This is a genomic window from Pseudomonas sp. LB3P25 (assembly GCF_054897985.1).
Genome location: NZ_CM142711.1, coordinates 6,155,974 through 6,170,435 on the forward strand (window position 1 = coordinate 6,155,974; position 14,462 = coordinate 6,170,435).

General features: G+C 60.3%; 13 protein-coding genes and 1 tRNA gene. 8 read left to right on the forward strand and 6 right to left on the reverse strand.

From position 1 onward, the window contains the following. Nucleotides 1–21 precede the first annotated feature (21 nt). Nucleotides 22–1,122: a redox-regulated ATPase YchF gene (gene ychF / locus ACYZTW_RS28350; RefSeq protein WP_462002690.1), complete on the forward strand. Its 1,101-nt coding sequence runs from the start codon at nt 22–24 to the stop codon at nt 1,120–1,122. Nucleotides 1,123–1,246: 124 nt separating this feature from the next. On the opposite strand, the gene ACYZTW_RS28355 is transcribed toward ychF, so the two are convergent. Continuing rightward, complete coding sequence (locus tag ACYZTW_RS28355; protein WP_462002691.1) at nt 1,247–2,464, reverse strand: MFS transporter; 1,218 nt, start codon at nt 2,462–2,464, stop codon at nt 1,247–1,249. Between the two features lie 332 nt (nt 2,465–2,796). Here ACYZTW_RS28355 and ACYZTW_RS28360 point away from each other — a divergent pair, with 332 nt between their 5' ends. The 3 genes from ACYZTW_RS28360 (at nt 2,797) to ACYZTW_RS28370 (ending at nt 6,099) form a co-directional block, all read left to right on the forward strand. Beyond that, entirely contained in the window at nt 2,797–4,854 is a 2,058-nt protein-coding gene (locus ACYZTW_RS28360) for a methyl-accepting chemotaxis protein (RefSeq protein ID WP_462002692.1), read from the forward strand. A gap of 116 nt (nt 4,855–4,970) precedes the next feature. After that, nucleotides 4,971–5,047, forward strand: a tRNA-Met gene (locus ACYZTW_RS28365). Between the two features lie 143 nt (nt 5,048–5,190). Next, a complete protein-coding gene (locus ACYZTW_RS28370) occupies nt 5,191–6,099 on the forward strand; it encodes a bestrophin-like domain (protein WP_462002693.1) in 909 nt (302 codons plus the stop codon). Here the strand turns inward: ACYZTW_RS28370 and ACYZTW_RS28375 are convergent. After that, the gene (locus tag ACYZTW_RS28375) at nt 6,003–7,112 is read right to left on the reverse strand and encodes a DUF2817 domain-containing protein (RefSeq protein WP_462002694.1); all 1,110 of its coding nucleotides are present in this window, start codon (nt 7,110–7,112) and stop codon (nt 6,003–6,005) included. The two genes, ACYZTW_RS28370 and ACYZTW_RS28375, sit on opposite strands and share 97 nt — an antisense overlap. Nucleotides 7,113–7,277: 165 nt before the next feature. Here ACYZTW_RS28375 and ggt point away from each other — a divergent pair, with 165 nt between their 5' ends. Together ggt and ACYZTW_RS28385 are read left to right on the forward strand one after the other, a co-directional pair. Beyond that, nucleotides 7,278–9,110: a gamma-glutamyltransferase gene (gene ggt, locus ACYZTW_RS28380; protein ID WP_462002695.1), complete on the forward strand. Its 1,833-nt coding sequence runs from the start codon at nt 7,278–7,280 to the stop codon at nt 9,108–9,110. A gap of 258 nt (nt 9,111–9,368) precedes the next feature. Then, nucleotides 9,369–10,181, forward strand: a complete 813-nt coding sequence (locus ACYZTW_RS28385) for a MerR family transcriptional regulator (protein WP_462002696.1) — start codon at nt 9,369–9,371, stop codon at nt 10,179–10,181. A 41-nt stretch (nt 10,182–10,222) separates the two neighbouring features. Here ACYZTW_RS28385 and ACYZTW_RS28390 read toward each other — a convergent pair whose 3' ends face one another. Genes ACYZTW_RS28390 through ACYZTW_RS28400 form a run of 3 tightly spaced genes read right to left on the reverse strand, consistent with a single transcriptional unit; the run spans nt 10,223 to nt 12,434 of the window. Beyond that, the gene (locus ACYZTW_RS28390) at nt 10,223–10,651 is read right to left on the reverse strand and encodes a TOBE domain-containing protein (protein ID WP_149628902.1); all 429 of its coding nucleotides are present in this window, start codon (nt 10,649–10,651) and stop codon (nt 10,223–10,225) included. 36 nt (nt 10,652–10,687) lie between these two features. Further along, nucleotides 10,688–11,782, reverse strand: a complete 1,095-nt coding sequence (gene ddlA, locus ACYZTW_RS28395) for a D-alanine--D-alanine ligase (protein ID WP_462002697.1) — start codon at nt 11,780–11,782, stop codon at nt 10,688–10,690. Nucleotides 11,783–11,792: 10 nt separating this feature from the next. After that, nucleotides 11,793–12,434, reverse strand: coding sequence for a LysE family translocator (locus ACYZTW_RS28400; protein WP_462002698.1), 642 nt, complete (start codon nt 12,432–12,434; stop codon nt 11,793–11,795). Nucleotides 12,435–12,584: 150 nt separating this feature from the next. On the opposite strand from ACYZTW_RS28400, the gene ACYZTW_RS28405 reads away from it, so the two are divergent. After that, nucleotides 12,585–13,394 carry an AraC family transcriptional regulator gene (locus ACYZTW_RS28405; protein ID WP_462002699.1) on the forward strand — a complete coding sequence of 270 codons (810 nt, stop codon included), beginning with the start codon at nt 12,585–12,587 and terminating at the stop codon, nt 13,392–13,394. 76 nt (nt 13,395–13,470) lie between these two features. Beyond that, the gene (locus ACYZTW_RS28410) at nt 13,471–13,839 is read left to right on the forward strand and encodes a cupin domain-containing protein (protein ID WP_462002700.1); all 369 of its coding nucleotides are present in this window, start codon (nt 13,471–13,473) and stop codon (nt 13,837–13,839) included. A 12-nt stretch (nt 13,840–13,851) separates the two neighbouring features. Here the strand turns inward: ACYZTW_RS28410 and ACYZTW_RS28415 are convergent, their stop codons facing one another. After that, the gene (locus ACYZTW_RS28415; RefSeq protein ID WP_462002701.1) at nt 13,852–14,451 is read right to left on the reverse strand and encodes a flavin reductase family protein; all 600 of its coding nucleotides are present in this window, start codon (nt 14,449–14,451) and stop codon (nt 13,852–13,854) included. Nucleotides 14,452–14,462: the final 11 nt, after the last annotated feature.

Consider the following 14,462-nt stretch of genomic DNA (forward strand, 5'->3'; position numbering starts at 1 on the left):
TCTTATCCGAGGGGAAACACCATGGGATTCAATTGCGGCATCGTCGGCCTGCCTAACGTCGGCAAGTCCACCCTGTTCAACGCCCTGACCAAATCCGGGATCGCGGCCGAGAACTTCCCCTTCTGCACCATCGAACCGAACACCGGTATCGTGCCGATGCCGGATAGCCGTCTGGAAGCCCTGGCGGCCATCGTCAATCCGAAGCGCATCCTGCCGACCACCATGGAATTCGTCGACATCGCAGGCCTGGTGGCCGGCGCCTCGAAAGGTGAAGGCCTGGGCAACAAGTTCCTGGCCAACATCCGTGAAACCGATGCCATCGCGCACGTAGTCCGCTGCTTCGAAGACGAGAACGTGATTCACGTCTCCAACAGCGTCGACCCGAAACGCGACATCGAAATCATCGACCTGGAACTGATCTTCGCCGACCTCGAGAGCTGCGAGAAGCAACTGCAGAAAGTCGCCCGCAACGCCAAGGGTGGCGACAAGGACGCCGTGGTCCAGAAAGGTCTGCTGGAGCAACTGATTGCTCACTTCACCCTCGGCAAGCCTGCGCGCCCCCTGATGAAGACCATGGGCGCCGACGACAAAGCGGTGATTCGTGGCTTCCATCTGCTGACCACCAAGCCGGTCATGTACATCGCCAACGTCGCTGAAGACGGTTTCGAGAACAATCCGCTGCTGGACATCGTCAAAGCCATCGCCGAAGAAGAAGGCGCCATGGTGGTTCCGGTCTGCAACAAGATCGAAGCCGAAATCGCCGAGCTGGATGACGGCGAAGAGAAAGACATGTTCCTCGAAGCCCTGGGCCTCGAAGAACCTGGCCTGAACCGCGTAATCCGCGCCGGCTACGAAATGCTGCACCTGCAGACCTACTTCACCGCCGGTGTCGAAGAAGTCCGCGCCTGGACCGTCCGCGTGGGTGCCACCGCACCACAAGCCGCTGGCGTGATCCACACCGACTTCGAAAAAGGCTTCATCCGCGCCGAAGTCATCGCCTACGACGACTTCATTCAGTACAAGGGCGAAGCCGGCACCAAAGAAGCCGGTAAATGGCGTCTGGAAGGCAAGGACTACATCGTTAAAGACGGCGACGTGATGCACTTCCGCTTCAACGTGTAAAACACCCGCACAAGAAAAAGCCGCGTTTGATACGCGGCTTTTTTGTGCCTGAAATAATCATCCGCCACACCACCGAACCAATGTGGGAGCGGGCTTGCTCGCCCCCACATTCGATTGTGTTGGGTCAGGCCTTTTTGGTCCGAGGCAGGAAGATCGCCAGCACACCGAACAATGGCAGGAACGAACACAGGAAGTACACGTATTCGATGCCGTGGATGTCCGCCAAATGCCCGAGCAACGCCGCACCAATCCCGCCAAAGCCGAACATCAATCCGAAGAAGACCCCGGCAATCATCCCTACATTGCCCGGCACCAGTTCCTGCGCATACACCACGATCGCCGAGAATGCTGACGCCAGGATGAAGCCGATCACGACGCTGAGGATGCTGGTCCAGAACAGATCAACGTGAGGCAGGATCAGGGTGAACGGCGCGACGCCAAGGATCGAGAACCAGATCACCGCCTTACGCCCGATCTTGTCGCCAATCGGCCCACCGAAGAAGGTCCCCGCCGCTACCGCGCCGAGAAACAGGAACAGGTGCAACTGCGAACTCGCCACCGACAGGTCGAATTTCTCGATCAGGTAAAAGGTGAAGTAGCTGGTGAAGCTGGCCATGTAGAAATACTTGGAGAACACCAGCAATCCGAGCACCACCAGCGCACTGATCACCCGACCTTTCGATAAGCCGTGAGTCGCCGCCTGACCTTGCTTAAGCTTGAACAGGCTCAAGTGATTGGCGTACCAGCGGCTGATCCGATAGAGCACGAACAGCGCAAACACCGCGAACAGTCCGAACCAGGCCACGTGACCCTGACCGAAAGGAATGATGATCGCCGCAGCCAGCAACGGACCGAAGGCCGACCCGGCATTACCGCCGACCTGAAAGGTCGACTGCGCCAGGCCGAAACGCCCACCCGAGGCCAGCCGAGCCACACGAGAAGCTTCCGGGTGAAAGGTCGAGGAGCCGATACCGATCAACCCTGCCGCCAGCAAAATCATCGGAAAACTGCCGACCACCGACATCATCAAAATGCCGATCAATGTGCAAACCGTCCCGGCCGGTAGAAGCCAGGGCTTGGGGTGCCGATCGGTGTAGTAACCGACCCACGGTTGCAACAGCGAAGCCGTCAGCTGGAACGTCAAAGTGATCAAGCCAACCTGGGTGAAGGTCAGGCCATAGTTGGCCTTGAGCATCGGATAGATCGACGGCAGCACCGACTGGATCAAGTCGTTGATCAAATGCGCCAGTGCCACGGCGCCGATGATGCGCATGACCAAAGGGCTGCTTTGTGAAGTCGCGGATGCCGGCTGCGCGCCGGTCTGGACATTGCTGATAGCCATAAGAGTTTCCGTACAACAGATGGGTGCACACGGGCAGGTGCGTCAATGTGCCATTTTTCGGTGCAGCAGCGCCATCCCCTTAGCCTGCTAACGACCTCGATTTTCATCGCTGAAAAGGTGATAGCGCAACGCCATGGTCTGAATCTTGCCTTGGTTATCCGCTTCAACGCGGCCCCTTACAAAGGGGACCGAGAATGGGAAGTTTCGCTACAGAGCCGGCCTACAGAGCTAGCGAGGGTGAACTTTCGAGGCCTTTTAAAAGGGCACAGGTCGCGACCGCAACGGTTGCGACGCACGCCAATGGCGCGTGGTGTCCAGAGGAGTCATGGGGCATGCAGGCTTTTTTATCACCGGGGATCGGGCTGCTGGGGCGTTTTGGCTTCGCACGCAAATTTCAGCTGTTGTTTCTGCTGTTTATCCTGCCGCTGACGGGCAGTCTGTGGATGATCGGTCAAGACTATCGCGACAAACTGAACCTGATTTCCGGCGAACGTGCCGGGGTTCGGCAACTGCTCGCCCTCGATGCTCTGGATAACCTGCTCGCCGCCCAGCGTGACCGCGCGGCTCGCTGGCGCGCCACGGAAACCAATCGCCAGCCGACGCCTGCGACGATCGCGGCGATGGCTGCTTTCGATACGGTTCAGCCCGCCGTCGCCCAAGCCACCTCGGACCTTGGCAACGCACTGCAAACCGAAGGCGCCGAGGGCGAAACCCTGGCCCGTTATCAAGCACTGCAAACCGCACTCAACGGCCTGGACTCGAAAAGCCTGAGCAGCGTCGGTTGGTGGCCGGACGGTTACGATCGCTTCACCAATGCCTTGAGTGCGCTGCAAGCCTTGCGCGAGCAAATCGCCATGGACAATCGCCTGACGCTGGCGCCGTGGCTGGAAACTTATCTGCTGACCCAGATCTCTACGCAGCACGCGCCAGACCTGATTGAACGAGTCGGCCGTCTCGCCAGCGTTGGCCAGGCCTCTGTGGTGTCCGGGCAGTTCACCCTGCAAAGCCGTCTGCAATTGCGCGACTTGCGCAGCCGCATCGGCGATGCCCGGGAGCAACTGGTCAAAACCGCAAGCCTGCTGGAAGCGCGACTGCCCAGCGCGTTGCAAGCCTGGGCCGGGCAATACCATGACAGCCTCAAGCACCTGGACGCCGCGTTGAAAGTCCTCGATGACGGCGTGTTCGGCGGCAGCATCAAGCTCAAGCCGGAAGAGTTCGAAAGCAGCCTCGACGCCCTGCTCTCCGACCTCGCTTCGTTGCGCCAGCAGTCGTTGGTGTCACTGGATCAGCGTCTGGACTATTACCACGGTTCGGCAATCCGCCAGTTCATCCTGGTAGCGACCATTTTTGGCTGCCTGCTGCTGGCCGCGCTGTACCTGTTCATCTGCCTGCAAGCCTCGATCCGTCGCAGCGCCAGCGGCATCACCCTGCTGGCCGAAGCCCTGCGCGACGGCAATCTGAGCCTGCAAGTACCGGTGGAAGGCCGCGACGAACTGGCTGCTATCAGCACTGCCCTCAACGTCGCGGTGGTGCAACTGCGCAACAGCCTGCTGGGGGTCGATCATGAAACCTTGCAGCTGAGCAACGCGGTGCGCACCCTCAACCATCACTCCAGCGGTGCCCTTGGGGAAGTCGAAGCCCAGCAGTTGCAGATCAGCCAGATCGCCGCGGCGGCCACGCAATTGGCCGCGACCTCTCAAGGGGTCGCCCAGAGTTGCGAGCAGGCTTCTGGCAGCGCTCAGCACACCCGGCGCATCGCCGCCGACAGCAGCCGTGACAGCCAGCGCACCACGGCGAGCATTCAGCAACTCAATCAGCGTTTGAACGACACCGCTGCGGCATTGGGCCGGGTCAGTGAGCAAGGGCAGCAGATTCAGTTGGTGGTGGACACCATTCGCGGGGTTGCCGAGCAGACGAACCTGTTGGCACTTAACGCCGCCATCGAGGCCGCTCGCGCCGGTGAGCAAGGTCGCGGCTTTGCGGTGGTGGCCGATGAAGTGCGCAGCCTGTCACAACGCACCCAGTCCTCCACCGCTCAGATTGCCGGCACTGTCGACAGCCTGCGCAGCACCGTAAACGAAGCGGTGAGCCTGATGGAAGCCGCTTGCGGCCAGGCTCAGTCCGACGCCCAAGCCGTCACTGGCCTCGGCGAACGCCTGGGGGAAATTGCCAGTGCCGTGCAGAGCGTCACCGACACCCTGGCGCAGATCGCCACAGCGGTCGACGAGCAAGCGACCACCGCCGACGAGGTCAGCGGCAACATCCAGCAAGTGGATCAGGCGGCGGTACGCTTGCTCGAAGGCGCGCGGGCGGTGAACCTGGCGGCGGACACTTTGAGCCAAGGCAGCAAGGCCTTGAGCGCCAATACCGGGAGATTTCAGCTCAGTTGACGCCCTCCCCTGGCCCGTTTTTTCGGGTCAGGAGGATAAGCGGTTGAAAGCGTAGAGAAATATTTTAGATTTACGCTTGACACATCTCTGTTACGAGCCAATAATGCGCGCCACTTGGCTACATAGCTCAGTTGGTTAGAGCATAGCATTCATAATGCTGGGGTCCGGGGTTCAAGTCCCTGTGTAGCCACCAAGTACTAAAAACGGCTTACCGAAAGGTAGGCCGTTTTTTTATGCCTCAAGAAAAGTGCTCCCGACCCATAAGCGGTTAATGCCCGCTCTTTGCGGTTCTCTCCTACAGTTAATGCCAAAGCTTAAACGCAGAGAGACCACTCTATGCATTGGGGCCTGGACGAGATCATTCTGTTTTTCATCATGGTCGCCATCTTCTGTGTGGTGCTGGAACTCGCTTTTCGTCTCGGCCGTCATCACCGAACCCACAGCAGTGATTCGACCCGATCCCACCTCAGCGCTTTGCAAACCGCCCTCCTCGGTCTGCTCGCGTTGTTGCTGGGTTTCAACTTCGCCATGGCCACCTCACGTTTCGAAGCGCGCAAAACACTGATTCAAGATGAAGTCACGGTGATCGGCTCAACCTATCTTCGAGCGAAGTTACTGCCGTCTGATCTGCGCGGGAAGGTGTCGGCGCTGCTCAAGGATTATGTCTCGGCGCGGATTGAATTCATGCGCGCCGGCACGGACGAGAAACTGCTGAAGGCGGCCAGCGAATCGTCCCGGACGATTGAAGACCAGTTATGGAATCTGGCTGCAGCCGCCGAGGCCCAGGGCGAAGCGACAGCCGCCATGAACCTGGTGATCCAGTCGTTGACCGACGTCTACAACGTCAATGAAAAACGCCGTGCCGCCCTGGACAATCATGTCCCGGCAACCGTCATCAATCTGCTGTTCGTCGTGGCGATCGGTGCGCTGGGTTTCATCGCTTACAGCTATGGCCTGGGCCACCGTCGACGGCACGGTTCGACGGCCATCTTCGCGATCCTGATTGCCATGGTCTTCACCCTCATCCTCGACCTGGATCAGCCTCGCAGCGGCTTCATCCGCGTCGGCGAAGAAAGCATGCTGCGATTGCAGGAAGATTTGAACCGCATGAGTTCGGGCAACGAGAGGCCGCGTCCCCGTAAATTACGTCAGGAACGAATTGCCGGCAATGTTGACAACGCCCGTTCCCAAATCTGCCAGGTGCGCAGCCAGACCATCGCCTGCCAGTCGCTGTCGGCGGGATAGAACTGCTCAACCAGATTCAGTTTGATCCCGCGCCCCACTGCATCACTCGGATTGCCGTGCAGGTGCAGCCAGTGATCATCGCGCAGATGACGATGAACCTCGGCGCCGGGATACGTCCCACACTCGATCACAAACGGCATCAACCGTACGTGCGGCAACGCATTGATCAACGCTTGCGAGGTGTAACCGGTGGCGGTGGCCGCAACGCCGGTTTCGCTCAGCGTGTCGGCGCCCGTGTGCAAGGTATAGAGCCAAGGACCATAAATGGCCTGCGCATCCGAAAGCGCTGGATACGGCGCCTCGGTAATGGTCAGCAACATCGGATGACCGTACTCCCCGGCACCGGTGTGCAAGTCGAAACACATCGCCACATCGGCATGGGAAACATGCTTTTGAATGATCTGATGCAACGTGCGGTTCGACCAGCTCGGTGCCAGTCCGCCGTAAAACAAACCATCGGGATGACGGTGCTGGCCACCCTCGACAATCGACATGACCGCTGGCCAACCGTGTTCGCTGATCTGTTCGTCGAGCAAGGCATCGGCGCGATCACGCTCCGGGCCCTGCAACTGCGTGCAGGCATAGATTTCATGCAGCGCTGCGTAGGCCTGATTATCTGGCAATGCATGGTCGAAGTTCAGGTGATTGCGGTTCAGGTCGATGTTGTCTTCGTTGACCCGACGCAGCCACGCAGTGCCCCACGGATTGATCAGGTGGATCATCACCACCGTGACATCGGCCGGCAGCGAACGCTTGCCCAACTCCTGCAACCATTTGATCTGACATCCCGAACCATAGAAGCCTTCGACGCCATGTGTGCCACTCAGCGCAATCAGCAAACGCTTGGCGCCCGGGTCACCCAGCACGGCCACATCAGTACTCAACGGCTCACCAAACGGCCCTTTGAGTGGATGCGGGTACTCGGTCAGCGTCGCACCGGCCGCGGTCGCAGCGGCCAGGAATTGATCACGCTGGGTGCGGTAGCTGGGTTGGGTGGGGAATTCGGTCTGCATGTCTGCCTCTTGTTGATCTTCTGGCCAGTCTGTTGCCCTCGACCCTACAGAAAATCCGCGGACTCATGAAGGGCAAAAGTGTCTTTGCTGTAGCCCCTGATTTGCGTCACTCCCTTTCGGCCGATAAAGTCCCCTGATCTTTTCCCACGGACGGAGTGCCCCCACGTGTTCTCAGCCTTTCACTTGAGCCGCTATCGCCTGTCAGCCCTTTCGCTGATCGCGGCTGCTTTAACCCTCGCAGCCTGTAGCGCCCCGACCTCTTCGACGTTACCTGTTGCACCGGAAGTTGCCTCGGGTTATCGCGCTGACCTGCAAACCCAATACGCCTCAAAACATATGGCGGCCGCGGCCAATCCGCTGGCGGCCGAGGCCGGGCGGGAGATGTTGCGCCGGGGTGGTTCGGCAATCGATGCCGCGATTGCGATGCAGGCCGTGCTGACCCTGGTCGAGCCGCAATCCTCGGGCATTGGCGGTGGCGCGTTGATCGTGCTGTGGGATGGCAAGGCTGTGCGCACTTATGACGGTCGAGAAACCGCTCCGGCCGGCGCCACCGAGAAGCTTTTCCTGCAAGCCGACGGCAAACCGATGCCGTTCACCCAAGCGCAGATTGGCGGTCGTTCGGTGGGGACACCGGGCGTGTTGCGAGCGCTGGAGTTGGCCCATCAGAAACACGGTCGACTGCCGTGGGCGCAACTGTTCGAACCAGCGATCAAACTCGCGGAGCGAGGCTTCGCCATCTCGCCACGCCTTCACCAGTTGATCGCCTCGGACTCGTCCATGCGAAGCTCTCCAGACATGGTGGCCTACTTCCTGAATGCCGATGGCAGCCCGAAAGCCGTCGGCACGGCGCTGAAAAACCCGGCACTGGCCGCTGTGTTCAAACGCATCGCCAAGGAAGGACCGGATGCGTTGTACAAAGGCCCCATCGCACAGGAGATCGTCGCCAAGGTTCAGGGCCACGCCAACCCCGGCAGCCTGTCGCTGAACGACCTCAACGGTTACAGCGCCAAGGAGCGCGCACCGCTGTGCACCGACTACAAACGCTGGCAGGTCTGCGGCATGCCGCCACCGTCGTCAGGCGGGATCGCCGTGGCGCAGATCCTCGGCACCTTGCAGGCTCTGGAAACCCGTGACCCGCGCTTTGCCCTGGCGCCACTCAAACCGGTCAAGACAAACAAACCTGCGGGCATCGAACCCGCGCCTGAAGCCGTGCACCTGATCTCCGAGGCCGAGCGCCTGGCCTACGCCGACCGCGCGTTGTACGTGGCCGACGCAGACTTCGTGCCCGTCCCCGTCAAAGGTCTGGTGGACCCTGCGTATCTGGCCGACCGTGCGGCCCTGATCGGCGATCGCAGCATGGGCATGGCCAAACCCGGCACCCCGCCGGGCATACAGGTCGCCTACGCACCGGACCGCTCGCCGCTGCGCATCTCCACCTCGCAAGTGGTGGCGGTGGATGACGAAGGCGGCGCCGTGTCCATGACCACCACCGTGGAATCCGCGTTTGGCTCGCACCTGATGGTTCAGGGTTTCCTGCTTAACAATCAGATGACCGACTTCTCGTTCATCCCCGAAGAGAATGGCCAGAAGGTTGCCAACCGCGTCGAACCCGGCAAACGCCCACGCTCATCCATGGCACCGACCCTGATTTTCGACCGCCAGAGCGGCGAATTCCTCGCCACCATCGGCTCCCCCGGCGGCTCGCAGATCATCGAATACGTCGCCAAATCCACCATCGGCCTGCTCGACTGGAACCTCGACCCACAAGCCGCGATCAGCCTGCCCAACTTCGGCAGCCGCAACGGCCCGACGGAGCTGGAACAGGGGCAGTTCAGCCCGACACTGATTCAGGCGCTGAAGGACAAAGGACACAGCGTGAACGAGATCGACATGACCAGCGGGACCCAGGCGATTGTCCGGGTCAAAGATGCCCAGGGGAAAACGTCGTTGGCAGGCGGGGCCGATCCGCGGCGTGAGGGGGCGGCGTTGGGGGATTGAGTCTTACGCGGGAATGAGCAAGGGCTTACCGGGAGGTAGGCCTTTTTTTGACTTAGCGGAAAGAAGGAATAGAGATAATTTTTATGTCCACTTCAAAAATTGCCCTCTAAACAGAAGTTATCGAGCACCTCGTTAGAGATAACCTTGAGGATACCTAGAGATAAGTTCGAAATTAATTGATGGTGGATACAAGGACTTGAGCTTACCCCTACGGCAAGCTCTACCGTGGCCCCCGACCAGTCTAAAAGGAGGTTTCACATGCTTACCATCGGACAAATGGCCCGCAGCCACGGGCTCACCACCAAAACCCTGCGCCACTACGACAGCATCGGCCTGTTTACCCCGGCGCTGACCGGTCGCGACAACGGTTATCGCTATTACCGCCCCGAACAGATCGTCACACTGGGGCGGATCGTCTGGCTCAAACATCTGGGCATGGCGCTGGAGGATATTCGAGGCCTCGCGGTCAACGGTGGGCTGGACAGCGTCGCCAGCCTGCGCGAATCCCTCGAAGGGCATGCCCGGCAGTTGAGAGCCGACATCCAGCGTAGCGAGCAAGTCCTGGGGCAACTGACCCGCTACTTGGCACAACCAGAGCGCAGCCTGCCACCCATGCAAACGCCGGAGCGAATCGCCTACCCCGCCTTGCGGATCATGGGCATGAGTTGGCAACAGGACGACGACGGCACCATCGCCGAGATGTGGCAGCGCTTTGTGCCGCGCGAGGAGGAAATCGATCGTCTGACCGATCCGATGGGCACCTTTGGTGTGTGCCAGCCGCTGGATGACGGTCAATGGCGCTACATCGCCGGACTGCCGGTAGGACCGCACGCCCCGCTTGTTCAAGGCATGCTGGAGATGGAGATACCCGCTCGCCAGTACGCCCGGGTCGAACACCACGGGACGGTCACCACCCTGCCGGAAACATTCCGGGCCGCCTATAGCGAATGGTTACCTGCTGCGGGAATGGTGCCGGCTGAAGGTATCGAATTCGAGTACTGCGGCGAACGCTTTTTCGGGCCAATGCACCCCGACAGCGTGGTCGAGTTGTACATCCCGCTCAAAGACTGACAAAAATCCCGGAGTCTGGAACAGCCGTCTCCGGGTTTGAATCAGGCCGGCACACCCAAAATGATATGCGACGCCTTGATCACCGCCGTCGCGCTCACGCCCGGCGCCAGGCCCAGTTCGGCCACAGCCTGACGTGTCACGATCGAATAGACTTCGGTGCCGCCATCGAGCTGGATGACCACTTCGGCGTTCACGGCGCCATCGATGACACTGGTGACCTTGCCTTCCAGGCAGTTGCGCGCCGACAGGCGAATGTCGCTGGATTCGGTCATCAACATGACCCACGGCGCCTTCACCAGCGCGATCGCTTCCTTGCCGACCGCCAGGCCGAGGTTCTTCACGCTTTCCATGGTCACCACGGCCACCAGTTCATTGCCGCCTGACAGTTTCAGTGAGACTTCGGCGTTGACCGCGCCAGGCTGCAATTGACTGATGGTGCCTTTGAATACGTTACGTGCGCTGACTTTCATGACATGCCTCCTCGAATAATTATTGTTGTATTCAGCCTAGCGAGAGATCTTCAGCGCCTGTCGCGCCTGATGCTTCTCCAGCGCCAGCTCGATCAAACGGCTGACCAGTTCGCTGTAGGTCATACCGGTGGCCTGCCATAACTTGGGGTACATGCTGATGCGGGTGAAGCCGGGCAACGAGTTGATCTCATTGATCAGCACTTCGCCGCTCTCGGTCAGGAACACGTCGACTCGCGCCAGCCCGGAACAGCCCAGCACCTGAAACGCCTCAACGGCCAGGGCACGAATGCGCTCACTGGCCTCGAAGCTGATGTTAGCCGGCACCACCACTTGCGCCGCTTGAGCGTCGATGTATTTGCTGTCGTAGGAATAGAACCCGCTGCGCACCACGATCTCGCCACAACCGCTGGCGATAGCGTCTTCGTTGCCGAGCACCGCGCATTCAATCTCGCGGCCGCTGACGGCGGACTCGACCAAGACTTTCTCATCGAAACCCAAGGCCAGCGCTACTGCTGCCGCGTACTCGGCTTCGTCATTCACCTTGCTGACGCCTACGGAAGATCCCTGGTTTGCCGGTTTGACGAACAGTGGCAGACCGAGTTTGCCTTGCACCTCGGCGAACCCGGTACGCGCCGCAGTGGCGCGAGTCAGGGTGACGAACGGCGTGACCGCCAACCCGGCGTCACGCAGCAGACGTTTGCTGATGTCCTTGTCCATGCAGACGGCCGAACCGAGCACGTCGGAGCCGACAAACGGCAGATCAGCCATGCGCAGCAAACCTTGCAGGCAACCGTCCTCACCCAGGGTGCCGTGGACGATCGGGAAGATCACGTCGACGTGGCCCAGCAGTTCCTGACCGGAGGTTTCCACCAATTGCTGACTGACCTTGCCCGGCACGACGGCCAGTTCACGGTTGGACTGGTTAAGGGCAATCAGCGCCGGGTTTTCCTGGTTGAGCAGGAAGTTTGAGGGGTCGTTCAGATGCCAGTGGCCTTGCTTGTCGATGCCGATCAGCACTGGCTCGAAGCGCGAACGGTCCAGCGCATCGACGATGTTTTTCGCCGATTGCAGCGACACTTCGTGTTCAGCCGAACGACCGCCAAAAATAATGCCTACCCGCAGTTTGCTCATTCAGAACTCCTCAACGATTGGCCACCAGATGTGCGCCGAACAGTAGGTAGCAACTGCCGGCGAAGCGATCCAGCCATTGACGCGAACGATCATAGGCACCCGCGACCCGACGGCTGGCAAACAGCAGCGCCACGCTGCAATACCAACTGAATGACAAGGTCGCCATGGTCAGCACGGCCAGCGCCAGCAACATCGGTGGCGGCGAGGCCGGCATGGCCGTGGCGAAAATCGTTGCGACGAATAGCGCGGCCTTGGGATTGGTCATGTTGCCCACAAAGCCCCGGCCGTAAGCCGATAGCAGCGTGCGACCTGCGCCATTCAGCGAGCGGCTATCGCCCGGCACACTCGGTGGTTTGCGCTTGAACTGCTTCAACCCCAGATAGATAAGGTAACAACCGCCGGCAATCTTGAAGCTCAGGTAGAGCGTCGGCGCAGCGCTGAACAGCGACTTGATGCCCAGGCCACCCGCCAACCCCCAAAGCACCGTGCCCGTGGCCACGCCGAGTGCGGCGACAACGCCGTGGCGCCGGGAGCAACTGGCAGCCAGTTGCGCGGTGTTGAAGAAATTCGGCCCCGGCGTCACCACCGCCACCGTCCACAACAGCGCCAACGACAATAACGGAGCGGCGTAGCTCAGGTGGGATATGTCCATGATGTGGGGCGCCTTCGTGGCTTAAAAAATATGCAACACCTTGCAACATTAGTCCGGGATTTTCTACCAGCCGGGTGATTAGATCGGCAGCAGACAGGCGGCAGGTCAGTGGGGTAACGTGTTCAGCATTGAGTTCAAGGCAACAACACCATGGCCAAGCACACGCCTCCTATCGACTGGTTCCACCGCGCTCCCGACGTTGGCGGGCTTCAGCGTTTCGAGGCATTTTTTGCAGGCCACGGCTACGACCTTCACCGCCACGACACCTACGCCATCGGCCATACCCTGGCCGGTGTGCAGAGTTTTCAGTACCGCGGTGGCTGGCGCCACAGTCTGCCGGGCGGGACCATGGTGCTGCACCCGGACGAAGTTCACGATGGCGAAGCCGGCACCGAGACCGGGTTCCAGTACCGAATGATGTACATCGAACCGGCACTGATCCAGCAGATGCTCGGCGGCCAGCCATTGCCGTTTATCAAGACCGGCCTGTCGAACGATCCCCGTTTGTTCGCCGCCACCGCCGTGCTGCTGCGAAGCCTCGATTGCCCCCTCGAGCCTCTGGAAGAGCAGGATGCGCTGTTCGATCTGGCCCAAGCCTTGAATAGCGTCTCCGGAGTGCCTGCCACCCGCCAGCGTTTCGACTACGTGGCCGCCGAACGCGCGCGGGAGTTTATCCACAGCGCCCTGGACCGCACGGTGACGCTGGAAGAACTGGCGCAGCACAGCGGTCGCGATCGCTGGAGTCTGTCGCGGGATTTTCGCCTGTTGTTCGGCACCAGCCCTTATCGATACCTGACCATGCGCCGCCTCGACCTGGTCCGCTCGCTGCTGATCCAGGGCCAGTCACTGGTCAGCGCCGCGCTGATCGCCGGCTTCACCGATCAGAGCCACATGACCCGGCAGTTCAGCAAAACCTACGGACTGTCGCCGGCCCGCTGGATGAAAATGCACCGCCGCTGAGCCACGCACAATCGTTCAAGATGCACGCCGATACGAGGGCTATCGTGGATGCTGGATCAACCACGAGAGCGGCTTCATGAAAGCTTACGAAAGCCTGAACTTCGCTGAAAAAATCTCCCGGATCGGCCCGTACTGGACGCCTCGGGTCATCGCCGAGATGAACGACTACCAGTTCAAGGTGGTGAAACTGCTGGGGGATTTCATCTGGCATGATCACCCTGATACCGACGAAACGTTCATCGTCCTCGAAGGGCAACTGCGCATCGACTTTCGCGATGGCCACGTGCTGGTGAACGCCGGTGAAATGTATGTGGTATCAAAAGGTGTCGAGCACAAACCGTTCGCCGAGCAGGAGGTGAAACTCCTGCTGATCGAGCCCAAGGGTGTGCTGAACACGGGTAACGAAGGTGGCGAGCGCACTGCGCAGAATGACGTGTGGGTGTGAAAGGCCGGCTGCTTACGGCTGCAAGGTTTTGCCGTCCACTGGATCGCCGATTTTCAGGAAATGCCCGCCCGCCACATGGTGCAAGGTGCGCAACGCGTCTTGCCCTTCGAAGTGCCAGCGACCGTCACTGAACACACGCTCGTCTGCCTGAGCGGCAATCACTTCGGCCAGGAACAGATCGTACTGCTGGTGATTGCCGGGCTCCGGCAGCAGTCGGCATTCCAGCCAGGCGACGCAGCCTTCGAGCATCGGCGCATCGATCAATGCAGCGCTGAAGGTCGGCAAGCCATAGACCTGAAACTTGTCCCGGCCTTGGTCCCGGGTCAATTCCAGGCCGGACGTCGAACCCACGGTCTGGACGATATCGGCCTGGGCGGCGCAGGGAACATTCAGCACAAACGTGCCCGAAGCCTCCAGCAATTGCCGTGTCCAGGTTGACTTGTCCAGCACCACGGCAATTTTCGGCGGCTCGAAATCCAGCGGCATGGCCCAGGCCGCCGCCATGATGTTGCGCTGGCCGTCATGGGCCGCGCTGACCAACACGGTCGGGCCGTGATTGAGCAGACGATAAGCCTTGGCCAAGGGAACCGGACGGCGGTGAGAAACGCTCATGATGGCTGCTC

Coding starts and splice junctions, on each gene's coding strand:
- ychF (WP_462002690.1), top strand. CDS start 22: ATGGGATTCAATTGCGGCATCGTCGGCCTGCCTAACGTCGGCAAGTCC.
- ACYZTW_RS28355 (WP_462002691.1), bottom strand. CDS start 2,464: ATGGCTATCAGCAATGTCCAGACCGGCGCGCAGCCGGCATCCGCGACT.
- ACYZTW_RS28360 (WP_462002692.1), top strand. CDS start 2,797: ATGCAGGCTTTTTTATCACCGGGGATCGGGCTGCTGGGGCGTTTTGGC.
- ACYZTW_RS28370 (WP_462002693.1), top strand. CDS start 5,191: ATGCATTGGGGCCTGGACGAGATCATTCTGTTTTTCATCATGGTCGCC.
- ACYZTW_RS28375 (WP_462002694.1), bottom strand. CDS start 7,112: ATGCAGACCGAATTCCCCACCCAACCCAGCTACCGCACCCAGCGTGAT.
- ACYZTW_RS28385 (WP_462002696.1), top strand. CDS start 9,369: ATGCTTACCATCGGACAAATGGCCCGCAGCCACGGGCTCACCACCAAA.
- ACYZTW_RS28390 (WP_149628902.1), bottom strand. CDS start 10,651: ATGAAAGTCAGCGCACGTAACGTATTCAAAGGCACCATCAGTCAATTG.
- ddlA (WP_462002697.1), bottom strand. CDS start 11,782: ATGAGCAAACTGCGGGTAGGCATTATTTTTGGCGGTCGTTCGGCTGAA.
- ACYZTW_RS28400 (WP_462002698.1), bottom strand. CDS start 12,434: ATGGACATATCCCACCTGAGCTACGCCGCTCCGTTATTGTCGTTGGCG.
- ACYZTW_RS28405 (WP_462002699.1), top strand. CDS start 12,585: ATGGCCAAGCACACGCCTCCTATCGACTGGTTCCACCGCGCTCCCGAC.
- ACYZTW_RS28410 (WP_462002700.1), top strand. CDS start 13,471: ATGAAAGCTTACGAAAGCCTGAACTTCGCTGAAAAAATCTCCCGGATC.
- ACYZTW_RS28415 (WP_462002701.1), bottom strand. CDS start 14,451: ATGAGCGTTTCTCACCGCCGTCCGGTTCCCTTGGCCAAGGCTTATCGT.